The following is a 16,789-nucleotide window of genomic DNA, read 5'->3' as shown; positions in this document are numbered from 1 at the left end:
ATAGTTTCAAGTAAGAAGTAATAGCCATGATAAGGCTACATAGTTTCAAGTAAGAAGTAATAGCCATGATAAGGCTATATAGTGTCAAGTAAGAAGTAATAGCCATGATAAGGCTACATAGTTTCAAATAAGAGTTTATAGCCCCGATAAAGCTATATAGTTTCAAATAAGAGTTTATAGCCGTAATAAGGCTATGCAGTTTCAAATAAGAGCTTATAGCCATGATAAGGCTATGTAGTTTCAAATAAGAGCTTATAGCCATGATAAGGCTATGTAGTTTCAAATAAGAGCTTATAGCCGTGATAAGGCTATGTAGTTTCAAATAAGAGCTTATAGCCGTGATAAGGCTATATAGTTTCAAGTAAGAAGTAATAGCCGCGATAAGGCTACATAGTTTCAAGTAAGAAATAATAGCCGTGATAAGGCTATATAGTGTCAAGTAAGAAGTAATAGCCGCGATAAGACTATATAGTGTCAAATAAGAGTTTATAGCCCTGAGAAGGCTAAGTAGTTTTAAATAAGAAGCAGCTGGGGGATTGAAGTTTTGACTTAGAGTAACAAGTTATCTAGGCGTTAAGCAAAAAATCAGTGTGTTTAACTAATTTACTTTTAAAAATTGAAATTGTATTGTAAAGTAGTGATTTTATAAATAGAAGCAGTTTTATATAATTAAAGACAAGTAAAGAGGATTTAAATGATCAAAAATAAAAGGAGTAAAAACCAACTATTGTTCTGATTATTCAGATAACATTTCGACTTAAAGGTTATGCGGTTTTTCATCTAAATGGGAAAAATAAACGCATTTTGATTCAGTCATTCGTTTAAAGTGAACTTCCATCAGTGGGATTCTTATAGCCTGCGAATTGTGGGATGAAAAATGGACTAAGAATTTAATCTTAGTCCATTTCTTATTTTATATCCATTTTGTATGGAATGTACCTTCTTTATCTACTCGTTTATACGTATGCGCTCCGAAATAATCGCGCTGCGCTTGTAACAAGTTTGCAGGTAGTTTGGCAGTACGATAGCTGTCATAATAAGAAATTGCTGCTGAAAATGCAGGTATCGGAATGCCCTGTTGTACCGCCATTGAAATAATTTGGCGTAATCCACCTTGATATGACTCTACAATTTCTTTAAAGTATGGATCAAGTAAAAGATTCGGTAGTTCAGTGTTTGTTTCATAAGCCTCTTTAATGTTCTGTAAAAAGGCAGCACGGATAATACATCCGCCTCTCCAAAGCATAGAAATGCTGCCAAAATCAAGGTTCCAATCATATTCCTCAGAAGCTGCCTTCAATTGCGTGAATCCTTGTGCATAAGAACAAATTTTACTCATATATAAAGCTTGGCGCACTGCTTCAATTAATTCAGCTTTTTCAACTCCAATTGCTGTTTTATCTTTAGGGCCAGATAAAACTTTACTTGCGTTCACACGCTCTTCTTTTAAAGCAGAAATGCAACGTGCAAATACAGATTCCGTGATAATAGGCAGAGAGATACCTAAATCAAGTGCGCTTTGGCTTGTCCATTTCCCTGTACCCTTTTGTCCTGCAGTATCAAGAATAACATCCACTAATGGCTTACCAGTTTCTTCATCTTTCTTCTTGAAGATATCGGCTGTAATCTCAATTAGATAGCTATTCAGTTCACCTTTATTCCATTCAGCAAATATTTCATGGAACTCTTCTGCAGTCAAATCAAGTGTTTGTTTCAAGAAGAAATATGCTTCACAAATTAATTGCATATCTCCATACTCAATACCGTTGTGAACCATCTTTACATAGTGTCCTGCCCCATTAGGTCCGATATAAGAACAGCAAGGCTCGTTATTCACTTTTGCAGAGATGTTTTCAAGCATATCCTTTACTTTTTCGTATGCATCCTTCTGCCCGCCTGGCATAATAGATGGTCCCTTCAATGCACCCTCTTCGCCACCTGACACACCTGCCCCGATGAAATTGATTCCTTCTTCGGCAAGACGTTTGTTTCGGCGAATTGTATCGACAAAGTATGTATTACCACCGTCAATTAAAATATCACCTTTATCTAGGTGAGGGACTAGAGAATCAATCGCCTTATCTGTAATTTCCCCTGCATTAACCATTAATAAAATCTTCCTAGGTGATTCAAGTGAGTTAACAAACTCTTCAACTATATGAGTACCGACTAAGTTTTTACCACGGTTTTCCTCAATGATTTCATCAACTTTTTCCTTTGAAATATCATATAGGGCAACAGAATACCCTTTGCTCTCAAAGTTAAGTGCGAGGCTTTTTCCCATAACGCCCACACCAACAATTCCAATTTGTAACTTTTCCATATTCCATCGTTCCTTTCCATGTATGTTACTCTGTATTATAGTATATATACCTAAAATATCACTTAAATCAAATAATCAATCTTTTTCATTTCAATAGGCTCCGCCAGTATTCGTACATAAGGTTATAGGGACACGGCACATCACTATCAAGTTAAAAAATAAAGAGAAATTGTCATCCTTATTAATCAGTCATGAAAAATAACCGGTTAATTATGAAAAATCACATTAAACAGCTTCCGTATCCCTTTTACTGTTTAGAAAGATCTATACAAATAAACTTAGTAATAAGGTAAACCCTAATCCGGCTACAGAAACGATAGTCTCAAGTAAAGTCCATGTTGCAAATGTTTCTTTCATACTTAAACCAAAGTACTCTTTAAACATCCAGAAACCAGCATCGTTCACGTGTGAAGCAATTAAACTACCAGCCCCTGTTGCAAGGACAACTAAAGCAAGGTTAACATCAGATTGACCTAACATCGGAATCACTAAACCGACAGTTGTTAATGCAGCAACCGTAGCAGACCCTAATGAAATACGTAAAATGGCAGCGATAATCCATGCGAGCAAGATCGGTGACAATGAAGTTCCTTTGAATAATTCGGCTACATAGTTACCAACGCCGCCATCAATTAATACTTGTTTGAAAGCGCCGCCTCCACCAATAATTAAGAGCATCATCCCAATATTCGAGATCGCTGTTGTACAAGATTCCATCACGTTTTTGATTGGAATATTTCTTGCCAATCCCATTGTATAGATCGCAACTAGTAAGGATATCAACATGGCAGTATCCGCATTCCCAATAAACTCAATCGTTGCTAGTAAACTATTATCTTTGAATCCCATTGTTTTTTGCAGCAAAGTAATAATTGTAGCGACTGCCATTAAAAGAACAGGCAGTAAAGCGGTAAAAACACTGATTCCAAAGCCAGGAGTTTCTTCAAGTTTAAATACTTTCTGCTCACCTAAAGATTTGATATTACCGGTTTTTGTGAACGCATCAGGTACTAGTTTTTTTGCAAGTTTAGTAAATACAGGTCCAGCTAACACAACCGTTGGAACCGCTATCATAAAACCGTAAAGTAATACTTCACCGATGTTTGCATGCAATTCACCAGCGATAGCAGTTGGTCCTGGGTGTGGCGGTAAAAATCCGTGTGTTACAGATAAAGCTGCTGCCATCGAAATACCGAGATATAAGATAGAAACTTTTAACTCTCTTGAAATCGCAAATACAATTGGAATTAATAATACTAATCCTACTTCAAAAAATAATGCAATCCCGATAATAAATGAGGCAGTCACAACAGCCCATTGAATGTTCTTTTCACCAAACTTTTTCACAAGGGTCATGGCAATGCGTTGTGCGCCCCCAGAATCTGAAAGCAACTTACCTAACATCGCACCAAGTCCAAAAACGAGTGCTAAATGACCAAGTGTTCCCCCTAATCCCGCTTCAATGGTTTTAAAAATTTTTTCTGGCGGCATTCCAAGTGCTAAAGCAACCCCGACGGATACAATGATTAATGAAATAAAGGTATTTAATTTAAAGCGCATAATCAGTAAAAGTAATGCTAAAATCCCAATTGCTACAATGACTAATGGCATCGTAGTTCCCCCCTAATCTTAGCTGTATTTGTATTTATCCCGCTATTCGTGGGCAGTAAGGCCCCCCACCTCGATATTTAAATAGAAGCGAGGCGTGGGGATTACTGATGAAAGTTTTACTTTATTAAATTTCTTTGATAATTTGCAATTCGTGTATAATCATCTTCTAGCGCCCTTGATAGGTTAATAAATATCGGCAGTAATTGTCTGTATTCTTTTGTTGCTTCTTCTTTCGGTGTATGTTTGTAGGTACTCCCAACCATTTCGGAAACGATTTCAAAAGAATCAATTTTTCCTGTGGCATAGAGACCTAATATACATGCACCTAGACAAGAGCTTTCATAGCTCTTTGGAACAACGACTTCAGATGCGAAAATATCGGACATCATCTGTCGCCAAACGTCAGACCTTGCGAAGCCGCCTGTTGCTTGAATACGGGTTACAGGACCATCCATGCATTCGGTTAATGCTAAAAATACAGTGTATAAATTATATATAACGCCTTCTAAAGCTGCACGAATCATATGTTCCTTCTTATGTGACATCGTTAAACCGAAGAAGGATCCACGTACATCTGGATTCCATAATGGTGCACGTTCCCCTGCGAGGTATGGATGGAATAATAATCCGTCTGCACCAGGTCTCACACGTTCAGCTATTTTAGTTAATACATCGTATGGATCAATTCCTAGTCTTTTCGCAGTTTCGACTTCTGATGAAGCAAGTTCATCACGAATCCAACGAAGGACCATTCCTCCATTGTTTACAGGTCCACCAATTACCCAATGCTTTTCAGTTAAGGCATAACAAAATATTCTTCCTTTTTTATCTGTTTGTGGCTTGTCAATGATGGTCCGAATAGCACCACTTGTTCCAATTGTGACAGCAATCTCACCTTTTCGAATTGCATTCACACCTAGATTAGAAAGCACCCCATCACTGGCACCAATGACAAACGGTGTTTGTGAATCGATACCAATCTTTTGGGCTAAATCTGGATTGCAGTTGCTGAATATTTGGGTGGTTGGTACGAGTTCAGATAATTGAGCTGATGTTATACCAGCAATTTTTAAAGCCTCCTCATCCCAATCTAGCGTTTTTAAGTTCATCATACCCATGCACGAGGCAATGGAATGATCAACAACATATTGATCAAAGAATTGTTTGAAGATATATTCTTTGATTCCAATATATTTTTTCGTTCTAATAGCAATTTCCGGATGGGCATTCACAATCCATGTAATTTTACTTAATGGTGACATTGGGTGAATAGGTGTTCCTGTTCGTCTATAAACTTCATGGCCATTCAGTTCATCTTTGATTTTATGTGCCCATGCCTCACTACGATTATCTGCCCAAGTGATACAAGGTGTCAGCGGCTGATCATTTTCATCCATAGCAATGACACTATGCATAGCACTGCTAAATGAAATAAACGATGGTTTTTTATCTGAATGCTGTTTCGTTATATTTGATATCGCTTGTAAAACAGCTTGGAAAATCTCTTCTGGATCTTGTTCCGCTGTGGATATATCCGGTGTGCGAAGTGGATAACCAATATTCTCGGTTTGGATGACTTCGCCTTTTTCAGTAAATAAAACTGCTTTCGTACTTGTTGTACCGATATCTATACCTAACATATAGCTACTCATGTCCTTGCTCTACTCCTTTAGATAACATTTGTTGTGACATCCAGAAATCTTCAACTTTCCCTTGAACATCATCAAAATTTTGATGTAAGGCCTTAATCATGAGGGCTCGATCTTTTGATTCGATTGCTTTTATATAAAGCTCATGATTTTTTATAATCCGTTCAAAGTCTTCGTACTTTTCCTTGAAACGAGTACGCATTGATAAAAGGATTAAGCTTTCCATAACAGGCTTTAAATTATTCCAAATCATCAGGATGTAGGAATGCTCAATGGTTCGAATAATCGTTTCATGGAATAAGAGATCTTGATAAGAAAATTCATCAGAATCATGATATTTAATGGCGATTTTCATCATTTCCATTATTTTATTTAGTTCTCTTACTAAATCATTTGTGTCCATCTTTACAAGTCGCTCAAAGATAAACGTTTCTATAAGTAAACGAACATCATATATTTCTTCGATTTCTTTCTCGGTTAAACCAATGACAACTGCACCCATTCTTTCTAAGCGAATAATATTTTCAGAAGCTAGTACTTTTAATGCTTCACGGACGGGTGACCGACTTACAGAAAAATCGGCAGCTAATTTATTTTCCGACAGGATGGTACCGCTTTCAATTTCACCTGCAATAATGCGCATTCTCAGTTCGCTCGCAACACGATCACCTGTAGAAGCTTTTGAAAGCCATTTTTCAGGATAAAGAAATTCCATTGATTTCGCCATAAATTCACCTCATGTTAATCAAGTATACTTGTATACAAGTATTATAACTCGGATTTTTAATTATGCAAGCGCTTTTATTGTTTGCTTTAGTTCTTTTAGAGGAAAGCTCCATAATTATTAAGCTAACAAATCGAGTCGCCCCAAAAACTATTATTGTTGATGAAGAAGATTTAGGGAATGGAAAGCTGAAGAATACGATATCCAAGGACTTACATCAACATATTTACCACCCGGGTTTACAACTTGTTGAATCAAAAATATAGATGTTAAAAATGTAACAGTAACTGAATTTGAGCATTAAAAACTTTCAAAAATTGAAATTGTATTGTAAAGTAATGATTTTACAAATAGAAGCAGTTTTATATAATTAAAGACAAGTAAAGAGAATTTAAATGATTCACAGTAAAACGTGTAAAAAAACAACGGTTATGTAGATTATTCAGACAACATTTCAACTTAAAGGTTATATAGCCATCATATAGCTATGACGTTTCACATTTTTAAGATTCAAATTATATTTGTAATTAACATTGTTAGGAGGTATTTAAATATGGAGAAAGTGTTAGCATTGTTTAGTGATGCCCTCCTACTTGCTGCTCCAATTTATGAAGAAAATAAGCAGTTATGGGCCAAATGGAATAAATATTATAAAGAAGTACAAGAGAATCACGATAAATTAGTAACATCAGCTAATATATCCCCTTCCTTTTCGACACTTGTTTCTTGGTTAGGTCAGAAACAAGAGCAAGGAATATCGTTATTAAACATTTATGCCAATCTGAATAAATATAAAATTGAAATTCAAAATGTACTAGATAAGATCATTGAACAAGAATTCGGAGAAAAAGTTGAAGCAGTTGAATCAAATCAAATTTCAATTTTTGAAGATAGTCAGGTAACAGAACATATAGAAGATATATCGGATGATTACTATCCTGTAACCAATGACGCAATGTACTATCAATTACGTGATGGAATAGCAAAAAATCATTTTGAGGAAGATGAAGCAGTAGCAAAACCGGTACTGCCATTAGAAACAAAAAATTCAAGCGGAGTTGCACAACTATCTTCACATAAGGATGAGGATTTGAGATTAGTGAATACAAACGAAGCAGAAAGATGGTCTATATTGGTTGATGGAGTCATTAGTAATATGGATGATCTTACAGCAGACTGTTTGGATACCATTACAATACAATGGTTAAATCAAGCTAAATCTCCAGACGAATTCATAGATTTTAGTTATGAAAACGTATTGGAATTGTGTAATATGCCAAAGGCATCTGCAAATGGTGTAGAGTATTATCGCGCAGAAGATAAGATAAAAATAGCACAACGTATAGCAGCTTTAGCTAGTATCTTTATTTATTTGAATGATGATAATGAAGTTGTAGTACTGAACGATCAAGCAGAAACTGGGCAACAATTCGAAGTAAAACGTGAAGTAATCAAAAGGCTATTCGTACTCGATTCTGTAGTGTTATGGAGAGATAAGAATACTAATGAATATATGGGAATAGAATCCTGTAAGATTAAACCAGGTAGTTTCTTATCAGGCTATTTGTATGGCTCTAATAGTACAACTGCTTTATTATCGAAAAAAGCACTAGAGTATAATAGCTATAGACATAAGTTTCACAAACGTTTAATACGTTATTTATCATGGCAGTGGAGAATCCGTCAGCAATACAGTACTTTAAAAAGACCATACTCCATTGGTGGAGAAAAAGGTCTACTATCTGTAATGGGTATTACAACTACAAAGGGTCGCCCAACTCGAATTCGTGAACAACTAGAAAATGTTTTAATTGATTTAGAAAAAGAAAATGTAATTTCACATTGGGCGTATGCAGAGGAATTGGATGAAACAAAGATAGGAGAACGCAATTGGTTTAAGAATTACTATGAAAAGTTAGGAATCATTATCTTACCACCAAAAGAATTGATGAATAATATAGATAGTATGGTGAAGAAAAAAACAATAGATATGCAAGAGAAGCAGGAAGAACCTTATACTGCAGATACAGTAAAACAAACTACTATAGGATTAGAGGAAATGATTCGGGAAAAAATTATGCATCAGCATATGCATCAAAATAAAACAATGCGTGAAATAGCAGATGAAATAGGTTTATCCCCTGCTACGCTATCAAGATTCTGTAATAACAAAATGAAGCGTATTTCAAAAAGTGTTAATGAAAAGCTAAACAAGTGGTATGAAAGACAAATGATTATAGAGTCTATGTAAAAAGAAGCAGATACCTTTAAATGGAGAGGTACCTGCTTCTTTTTAGTTTGTTCATATTCTGCTTTTGCTTTGAAATAAACTTTGTTCACAATATGTTTCACTAATTATTCTCAAGAACGTCGTGTAACCTCTCAGCAAACTCTTTATAATGCACTGTGTTGTATCCCGTATGGTGTCCGGGAAACTTAGCAAACTCTGTTCCGAGTTGTTTTGCTAAGTTGACTGCGCAATGGTAAGGAAAAAATTCTTGTGAAACACTTCCGCCGGCTGGAAGTACTTGTATCAATACAGACTTTAATGGTGTCTTTAATGCATCGATATTTAAAGTATAGCTGAGAATTCCCGGGATTTCATACTCAGTGAAATACGTCGAATTATCGAGTAACCGCTTTGTTAGTACATCTTTCGATGATCTGAAATTGGTATCATCAATATTTGACAATAACTTCATAACCTCACTTCGATGATTTTTCTTAAGGTCTTCCATGAATTTTATAGCCTGATTCAACTCATTTTCAGTTAAAAGTTGTAATAAAACTGGTTCGTGTGAGATTAGTAACTGTATCTGCTCAGGATGGCGTATGCACAGATCAAGTCCGATGACAGCGCCAGAACTACTTCCGAATACATAAGCTGGTTCATCGGTCAGATTGGCTAGCAGTCGGTGAGCGTCTTCACTATGTGTGTTCACATGAAAATCCTCAGTCTTATTCGCGAGATTGCTACGGGAATGACCACGACGATCGTAAGTAACAACTGTATACCAATTAGCAAGATGGTCGGCGATACTATGGAACTTGTCGGCATCACCACCCCCACCATGGATCAAAAGAAGGATTGGACCTGAGCCACGCACCTCATAGTAGATGCTCGCTCCATGTACTTGCAATTTTCCGGTTTTTACTATACCCATTTGTACATTCTTCCTTTCTTCTGTCATCTCCCTTAACATTACATGATTGGCGAATGACATAAAATGCAGGAAATGACTAAGAAACAAATTCGCCATATGAAAAAGTAATTAGCATCATTTCACCGGTGCTTCCTTTTTATTTAAAGTAGACAATTTTTGGTCGTTTCAATGGAGAGGTGATATTCATCAGCTATTTGATTAATAGTTCTACAGTTTTTAGATTCTACTTTAATAGAAACATTTCTTTCATCAATCAGCTTTCTTGTTCTAGAGCGTGTACCCGTCTCTGATGAAAGGTTTAGGAATACATATTGTTTATCCTTTTCGCTATAAAAACACCTATTTAGATAGAACCATATCCTATGGAATAATACGGTATAACTGTATTCAAAACGGTACGACTTTATTTTAATTCCATATCTGCCTGTATTAATTCATAAACGTGCTAGTTTGCTCGGTGGATATCATGTGTACTTTTGCACATAATAAGATTGGCAAATGTTAAAGTCAGGAGGGTTTGTATGCAACATAATAAAAAAGATATAGAAAAGTCTGGTTCTATTATGAAACCAAATTTTGCAGAAACTGATCCGCAAAAAGTGAAACAAGAAATTCAAAATGATGTAAGAAAAGGCCAAGGAGCAATGACTTCCCGAGAAGCAGGTGCAATGCGGGATTGAGAAACCACTCCTTATCTGCTTTTGTTTCTTAAAAAATCGTTTTTACTTTCATATAAAGTGTAAAATGACAATAACGTTATTTAATTTTAATATCTAAAACACGTATAACCCCTTTCTGACTTTAAGAAGGGGTTAAAATAAAGTCTTTTAATTTTTGATGTGAAATACTTTACTACACTTAAAAATACAACAATAAAGTTGTTTAAATCTAAGTGTTATTGTACAAACGTGCTCTATTCTAAAATAGTCCTTTACTATTACCTCGTGAAACCCTTTTCACTTTTCTTGTTCTTTTCGTCTCCAGAGTAGTAGCAGAATTTCGAACAGTTGGGGTAAGCATAACATAATTCGAGATAGCTGCCACTGCATAAATAATCGCTATCCTCCACAGTGCAACTTACCAAGCCTCGGTGAACTGTGAAGTTACGTCTTTCTAGTCGAACCCAGAACATCTAAATAATGCTGATTATACATAATCCCTAAAATGTTCCCAAAGGGATCGACCACGGAAGCAGTAATAAACCCCTCGCCGCGCTCTGTGGGTGCCTCGTATTCTTTCGCTCCCATAGACAGCAGATTTTTGAAAGTTGCTGTTACATTATCGACGTGCCAGTACACTACAGCACCGGCCGGTCCGGTCGCTGAACCATCTGGCGCATAGCGGCTATCAATCAGCCCCAGCTCGTGCTGGTAATCGCCAAGGCGAAACTCGGTATATCCTGGACGTTCGAAGTAAGGTTCGATGCCCAACAGCTCGGCGTACCACTTCTTTGCCGCTGCTAGATCATCCGTCCAAAAACTGACTGTGGTTAATCCTCGTAATGTCTGTGTGTCACTCATAATCGATTTCCTCCTTAATGTTGAGTAGTACGTCCCGATGCTATAATACATAACAGCTTCTGAATTAACTTCGATTTACTTATGAATATTCCTTTCTATTATTCAAGAAAATGACCCTTTAACCGAATAAAATGACTGACATTTTTAAACACCTTTATTGTAAATGTAACAATTTTATTTGTAATTAAACAATTGTATTATTACTTAACATAAAGTTTATTTCACGTAAGTATCCCCATTAGAAATAATCTATATTTTGTTTGACTTTTTTAAAAAGAAGTTTAACTTGCCATGATATAAACAATTCCAAAATTGTCTATTGTAGTCATCATCATTTATTAATATGTTAGTATCAAACTCCACTAATTTGTTCTTTAATTCATAAAAAGTGTTCATTAGATCATGACTTATATAGTGTTCTTGCTCTATTAGTTGAACCCAATGCTTTTTAAAGTAATTGAAGCAGCAATACATTTTTTCTATAGAAGAATTAACAAAATATCTTTCTACTCTTTCCGTAATTTCATGTTCTAGCTCATATATTTCTCCTGTGGGTTGGTAGATAGTAATTAGATTACCTGAATCCATATTACTCCCAATAACAAGGTATGGTTTAAACTTCTCTAAACTCGCTAAAAACGCTTCTGTATATTCTTTATCCAATATCGATAAAGAAAAATCATTTTGTTTTGTCCATTCCACTACATCTAAAAGAAAACCATTTGAATATGTGTAAAATTCTACATTGAGACATTCGAATTCATTTCCTTTAATTTGATGATTAAGTAAAAAGTGCATACTATCCATGGGCAAACGTAATTTGGTTATTTTCAATGTCATTCCTCTAACCCTTATTATGTAATCCATTTTCTGTTTCTTCACAAACTTAATTAAATTTTAGTATAAAGAAATGGTCTCCTTGGGGAAAGTTACATATGAAATAATAAAAAGGTATGAGTTTACGACCCACACCTTTTTACCAGTAGAAATATTCGTTATATGCTTAATGTATCAATCATGATCAATGTCACCTTCGATATATTGACTGAGTTTATCCTTAATTGCCGCACTTTCTGGAGTTACTTCTGCTACTTTACGATTGTGAAGACGAGAGCCACCTTCCATTTCATCTAAAGGTAATGTATTTTCATCATCTTGAGGAACAGTAGCAGCCATTTGTTGTAACCATTGTATTGTTAAGTTAGATGTTGTATTTTTACCATTGATTTCTGCATTTCGCTGAATTGCCTGTTCCTGCTGATTATGGGTTACAGTCGATGTGTAAGCAGGCTCTCTATATTGTGGTGTATGCTTCGCCCTTGGCACTTCTATTGGAGTTTCAGTAATAACTGGTGCTTTGTTGTTAAGTTCAATAGGTTCTCTATGTTTACTTGTATCTGGTACATTTTCTTTTTGAACATCGATTACTTCATTAATTTTTGCGGGTTCTGTTGTAGTAGAAGTAGCAATTGATGCTGTAGTGCTTTCCTTTTCTAGCTTAGGAGCAGAATTTCTTGAGTAATCTTGCACAGACTGATTATTTGTTAACTCACCTTCCCTGTCAGTATCATCGTCATTATTATAAAAATCGTAAGTATCAGGATTTAACGTTTGTAACCAACCATCTATTGCAGTAGGCGCTGTTTTAGGCGTACTCAAATCCTCAATTACAGTTTCTTCACTATCAACATCTGTATCTGTGACATAATCATCATATTTAATTTCCGCATTCAATGACTCTTCACGAATTTTTAGCCAATAAGCAGCTGCTTCTGCATCAACTTGAATCTTAGCTGTTTTAAACTCAGCGGCAGGAACAAAGTTTGCGTTTACTTGTATTCCTCCTTGAGGAGCATTATCTTTTACAATTTTAGCAGCACACTGGAATGCTTTTTGAATCAAGATATCATTTTCAGAAAGAATGGGTACCTCTGTTTTCGAATAAGAGTAGGATGTTCTAAGTGTACTTTGTGTTTTTGTTTCTGCTGTTACCATATCAATTTCTTGATCACCTTCACGTGCCTCATAAATTGTTTTCGTACCCATTAGCTTACTAAACAATTTAGCGTCTTCATTTGTAACATCACCATAAACAAGTTTATTACGAAATGTGCCTAACAGGATATCCATAAATCTTGGGCCATGTTCAATTGCTAATTGACTAATTGTTTGTGCAATAACAATTAAAGGTGCTTTATATTTACGTGATTGAGCAGGAAAACTTTTAAATGCTTTATAAATGTAATCCGCAAACTCATCGACTAAAACAGGATGGTAAGGAGATACGTTAGGCTTACGACGGAAAACAGCATTCTGCACGGCATATAAACATAATTTACCGAATACATCAGATAGATCAGAAAGTTCCCCTTTTGCTGTATTGATTAAAAGAATTCCTCCAAATTCCAGGTGTTTCTCAAAATCAAAATCCGATGGGCCACATAAAACACGTCGGAGCAGAGGTTGAGCAGAAATATCATTTAATGTGTTTCGTAAACCGCGAACAAAGGTTTCTTGTTTATCAATTATCTTTGGTTGACCATAGTATTTCCCTTCAGTATGATAAACAACTTCCCCTCCCCCACGACCACCAGAAATTTCAGGAACATAATTTAAATCAAACCATTCATCTACCTGTTTCATTATGCGCCAATGGTTTCGTTCATCTCTATCTGGAATAGATTCAATATCATTTGGAAGTCGTTCTTTTAATTTGAGATGCATCTCAAAAACGAGATTAGCATTATTATACATATCAATTAAATGCTCAAATCTGGCTTCAAATTTAGAATCATGGAGTTTTAACAAATAAATATGTTGTTTAAGATGGGAACGCTCAGACTGAACGAAGAACGGATTTCCTGCTCCATTATCAGAGAGACCCGTTAATACTGAACATAACATCTCAGCAACTTTATCAACTGGACCACGTACAAAATTTATTGAAGGGGTATCAGGATTTGTTGGGTCTAAATAGAAAATAACACTTGCGGGAATTTTGTGTGCTAATACCAATTTATATACTTTTTCGCAGAAGTCATTAGATGGCTCGATAACTGTAAGACCATTAACCTGCGTTCCTTTTACATCCTCTGAATGATAATCTTTTCTTGCATAAAAGGTTTTAAAGTTATTAATCATGGAAGCCATATAGTCAAGAATTTGATTGGCAATTGGCAAACCTAGTGCAGCTGATTTCCCTGTACCAATGTTACCGATGATCATTATATTAAGCGTTAAAGACTTGCCCTGTATAACTGCCATTTCCCGTGTAGCACTGTTAGGACCAAGAAAGATATCGGGTTCTGGCAATTTTGATGGATTTTTTTCAGTGAAAAATCTGTGTAATGAAGTAGCAAGTTTTCGTTGACGATCATCATTCAAAAAGGAAAGCATCCAACCAGGTATTTTAAATACGTATTCCCATTTTCCGAATTCATCTAAAAGCTCTTTTTTATGTTCATAAAAAATCTTAAAGAGCCATAAGAGTACGAGAATAATAATAATTACAGGTATTGCAAATACAAGGTGCATGATATTACTAAAATTTGAAAGTATAGTATCCTCTAATCCTTTGTCATTTAGTGAAACTTCTCCAGCTTTCGAATTTAAGAATGGAATAAATATTTTAGCTAATGGAACACTAAACGCCCATAAGTACTGGGCAACTATACCAATTAACATCATCGAGAATATAAACCATCTACGCTTTATCTCCTGATAGGTCTTAACCTTTGTTGATAGTTGCCAAGTATAAATTAAAATCCAAAAGCTAAAAAAGGTTTCAAGGTAATAATTAGTTTCAAACGGATTACCGAAGATACTTAAAGTAGGTAATGGAACGCCCATTTGTATTGACCAGAAAGAAGCGTATTTATATATTCCTCTAAAAGCAAAATACCAAGCTAGCAGAAGTAGTAATGTTATAACATAGTAAGATGAGCGGGCTGCTAAACGATATTTCCAGCTTTTTGTAATATCGATTGTAACTGTATAGGAATTTTTTTTGCTCTTTCCGGCTTTTGGATCCTCCCCATTACCTGGTGCATTATTGAGTTCAGCATTCTTTTGAACTGCATTCTCCAAATTCTTGTTTCACCCTCTCTTTTAACGAATAAAAAGCAGCGGTGAAATTAAGCAATTCAGCAGAAGTAGCCAATAATATATTCTCTGGTGCTATGGAATTGTGATACAAATCAGTAAAAATGGCTTGCTGCCCATGCTCTAATTCGTCCGCTTCATATATCCCCAATATTTTAATTGGGTTTAGTGTTCGGTGTTGATTTTGCATGGCCAACAATCTTGATAATTGTTGTAATTTAAAGTGTGTGTTAACCTCCCCTACCTTAAGTATTGTTAATATACAAACTATTTCTAAGTAATCTAAAGATTTTTTTTCTTCATCAGATGTTTTTTTTCGTAATACCAAAATGTCATCTGTTAGCTCAAGTAGTTTAGAATGCTGAACCCCTTTTGCTTGCATTTCATTTTTATTAGATATCCACTCTACCGAATAAGGGAAAGAAGAATTTATGTTTAAACGTTCAGTGATTTTTTTGATTAGGTGACTTTTGCTTAAACTATTAGTTTCGCGAATTTCTTGAAGAATATTATTTACTACAAGTGCAGAACTACCCATATTGCATACGTAAACATTTAGGTTGTTTACCACACTTAAACGTGGAATATTACCAAAAGCTTTTTTTAAATTGGTAACACGTGTGGTCCGTTTTTTGTAAGTAGAAATGGTATGGTAGGAGTCATCAATAATAGAAAATAACACGTAATATTGCTTAGATGGGTTAGCAGCAGCAATATCGAGATATTTTTTTAATTTATTTTCTAAAAACGGAATGTTTTCTGATCCTGTATCAACTTCAATATTGATAATAGAATTGTTACAAGTAATAACCCAATCAGGAATTAGTAATGGGTTTCCCTTTGAGTCAGGATAAAATTCTTTAGATGGACGAAATGAATATACAAGTTGAGGCAGATCTGGTAGGAAAGAAACGGGTTGAAGTTCGAGCTGAAACACTTCACGGTATTCTTCATCTTCATATAAATAGTAGACATCTTTTGAATCGGAATACATTAGGTTGGGCAAATGCAAGTTTTGCTTTACGATTTGACTTAGCGGAAAGAGATAATCTCCATTACCACCTACAATTGCACCAGTATGTTCATTGTTTGATTCTGCTTTAAGTAAATTTAAAACAAATTGCGTAATTGCTATATTGTGTTCATATTGCCTCTTAGTAACAAATGAGGTACTACAATCAGAAATCAATTTTAATCTATATAATATTTCAGCTCCTTTTAAAGAGATAGAAACGAAATCCAGTGTAAAGCCTCGCTTTTTTCTCACGCTTATATTTTCCTTTTTTAGTAATTTCATTTTTGCCCATTTAGTTAACTTTGATGAAAAAGTAGTGCGACTTATAGGCCCCCCACTTATCAATTCATAAAATTTACGTAATTGAATTTGAGAAACTGTTCGCTGTTCATATAAAAATAAAACTGTAAAAATATCAGAACGATTAAAATAAACTCCACGATCATTTTCTCCGACGATATATTTAACTGCATGATTAAATGATTTTTTCAATTTTAAACACTCCCCTGATATGGAAATAAAATACGGAAACTTGCATAAAATCGATTGCAACTATCGAAAATTCAACCTAGACTGATTGGGTAAATAAAACATTAGAGAACATAAAAATGTTTTAAAAATATTTTAACTGAAATTTACAAAAAAACAACTCGTTACCCATCAAGACTCTGGATTTAAAAAC

The 16,789-nt window shown here is 35.1% G+C and carries 11 protein-coding genes and 1 pseudogene; 2 read left to right on the top strand and 10 right to left on the bottom strand.

Translation table 11 applies throughout. From position 1 onward, the window contains the following. Positions 1 to 913 precede the first annotated feature (913 nt). From gndA to gntR, 4 genes are all read right to left on the bottom strand, one after another. Complete coding sequence (gene gndA, locus JDS95_RS26415; RefSeq protein WP_098010089.1) at positions 914 to 2,323, bottom strand: NADP-dependent phosphogluconate dehydrogenase; 1,410 nt, start codon at positions 2,321 to 2,323, stop codon at positions 914 to 916. A 264-nt stretch (positions 2,324 to 2,587) separates the two neighbouring features. Beyond that, positions 2,588 to 3,934 carry a gluconate permease GntP gene (gene gntP / locus JDS95_RS26410; RefSeq protein WP_001131717.1) on the bottom strand — a complete coding sequence of 449 codons (1,347 nt, stop codon included), beginning with the start codon at positions 3,932 to 3,934 and terminating at the stop codon, positions 2,588 to 2,590. A gap of 116 nt (positions 3,935 to 4,050) precedes the next feature. Then, positions 4,051 to 5,586, bottom strand: a complete 1,536-nt coding sequence (gntK, locus tag JDS95_RS26405; protein WP_000100536.1) for a gluconokinase — start codon at positions 5,584 to 5,586, stop codon at positions 4,051 to 4,053. Further along, positions 5,579 to 6,310: a gluconate operon transcriptional repressor GntR gene (gntR, locus tag JDS95_RS26400; RefSeq protein WP_001130026.1), complete on the bottom strand. Its 732-nt coding sequence runs from the start codon at positions 6,308 to 6,310 to the stop codon at positions 5,579 to 5,581. Before gntR ends, gntK begins: the two co-directional genes overlap by 8 nt. Positions 6,311 to 6,860: 550 nt before the next feature. Between gntR and JDS95_RS26395 the strand changes: the two genes are divergently transcribed. Next, on the top strand, positions 6,861 to 8,558 hold the full coding sequence (locus JDS95_RS26395; RefSeq protein ID WP_098016207.1) for a helix-turn-helix domain-containing protein: 1,698 nt from the start codon (positions 6,861 to 6,863) through the stop codon (positions 8,556 to 8,558). Between the two features lie 100 nt (positions 8,559 to 8,658). Here JDS95_RS26395 and JDS95_RS26390 read toward each other — a convergent pair whose 3' ends face one another. Both JDS95_RS26390 and JDS95_RS31925 read right to left on the bottom strand, forming a co-directional pair. Beyond that, positions 8,659 to 9,567, bottom strand: a complete 909-nt coding sequence (locus tag JDS95_RS26390; protein WP_001284900.1) for an alpha/beta fold hydrolase — start codon at positions 9,565 to 9,567, stop codon at positions 8,659 to 8,661. Positions 9,568 to 9,611: 44 nt separating this feature from the next. After that, a pseudogene (locus tag JDS95_RS31925) lies at positions 9,612 to 9,752 on the bottom strand (hypothetical protein); the annotation flags it as partial. Between the two features lie 240 nt (positions 9,753 to 9,992). On the opposite strand from JDS95_RS31925, the gene JDS95_RS26385 reads away from it, so the two are divergent. After that, a complete protein-coding gene (locus tag JDS95_RS26385; RefSeq protein ID WP_001164456.1) occupies positions 9,993 to 10,151 on the top strand; it encodes a hypothetical protein in 159 nt (52 codons plus the stop codon). A gap of 423 nt (positions 10,152 to 10,574) precedes the next feature. Here JDS95_RS26385 and JDS95_RS26380 read toward each other — a convergent pair whose 3' ends face one another. From JDS95_RS26380 to JDS95_RS26365, 4 genes are all read right to left on the bottom strand, one after another. Continuing rightward, complete coding sequence (locus JDS95_RS26380) at positions 10,575 to 10,991, bottom strand: VOC family protein (protein ID WP_001285713.1); 417 nt, start codon at positions 10,989 to 10,991, stop codon at positions 10,575 to 10,577. A 249-nt stretch (positions 10,992 to 11,240) separates the two neighbouring features. Further along, positions 11,241 to 11,831 (bottom strand): hypothetical protein, encoded by a 591-nt coding sequence (locus JDS95_RS26375; protein ID WP_098016208.1) that lies wholly within the window; start codon positions 11,829 to 11,831, stop codon positions 11,241 to 11,243. Positions 11,832 to 12,002: 171 nt separating this feature from the next. Next, positions 12,003 to 15,077 carry a type IV secretory system conjugative DNA transfer family protein gene (locus JDS95_RS26370; protein WP_098016206.1) on the bottom strand — a complete coding sequence of 1,025 codons (3,075 nt, stop codon included), beginning with the start codon at positions 15,075 to 15,077 and terminating at the stop codon, positions 12,003 to 12,005. Beyond that, a complete protein-coding gene (locus JDS95_RS26365) occupies positions 15,049 to 16,599 on the bottom strand; it encodes a replication-relaxation family protein (RefSeq protein ID WP_098016205.1) in 1,551 nt (516 codons plus the stop codon). The genes JDS95_RS26370 and JDS95_RS26365 overlap by 29 nt, the downstream gene beginning before the upstream one ends. Positions 16,600 to 16,789: the final 190 nt, after the last annotated feature.

The sequence above is a fragment of the Bacillus cereus group sp. N24 genome, assembly GCF_016483345.1.
Lineage (GTDB): Bacteria > Bacillota > Bacilli > Bacillales > Bacillaceae_G > Bacillus_A > Bacillus_A toyonensis.
This window is presented reverse-complemented; position numbering and strand designations above follow the sequence as displayed.

Bases quoted from the DNA above. Each gene is read 5' to 3' on its own strand.
- gndA (WP_098010089.1), bottom strand. From the start codon at position 2,323: ATGGAAAAGTTACAAATTGGAATTGTTGGTGTGGGCGTTATGGGAAAA.
- gntP (WP_001131717.1), bottom strand. From the start codon at position 3,934: ATGCCATTAGTCATTGTAGCAATTGGGATTTTAGCATTACTTTTACTG.
- gntK (WP_000100536.1), bottom strand. From the start codon at position 5,586: ATGAGTAGCTATATGTTAGGTATAGATATCGGTACAACAAGTACGAAA.
- gntR (WP_001130026.1), bottom strand. From the start codon at position 6,310: ATGGCGAAATCAATGGAATTTCTTTATCCTGAAAAATGGCTTTCAAAA.
- JDS95_RS26395 (WP_098016207.1), top strand. From the start codon at position 6,861: ATGGAGAAAGTGTTAGCATTGTTTAGTGATGCCCTCCTACTTGCTGCT.
- JDS95_RS26390 (WP_001284900.1), bottom strand. From the start codon at position 9,567: ATGGCGAATTTGTTTCTTAGTCATTTCCTGCATTTTATGTCATTCGCC.
- JDS95_RS26385 (WP_001164456.1), top strand. From the start codon at position 9,993: ATGCAACATAATAAAAAAGATATAGAAAAGTCTGGTTCTATTATGAAA.
- JDS95_RS26380 (WP_001285713.1), bottom strand. From the start codon at position 10,991: ATGAGTGACACACAGACATTACGAGGATTAACCACAGTCAGTTTTTGG.
- JDS95_RS26375 (WP_098016208.1), bottom strand. From the start codon at position 11,831: ATGACATTGAAAATAACCAAATTACGTTTGCCCATGGATAGTATGCAC.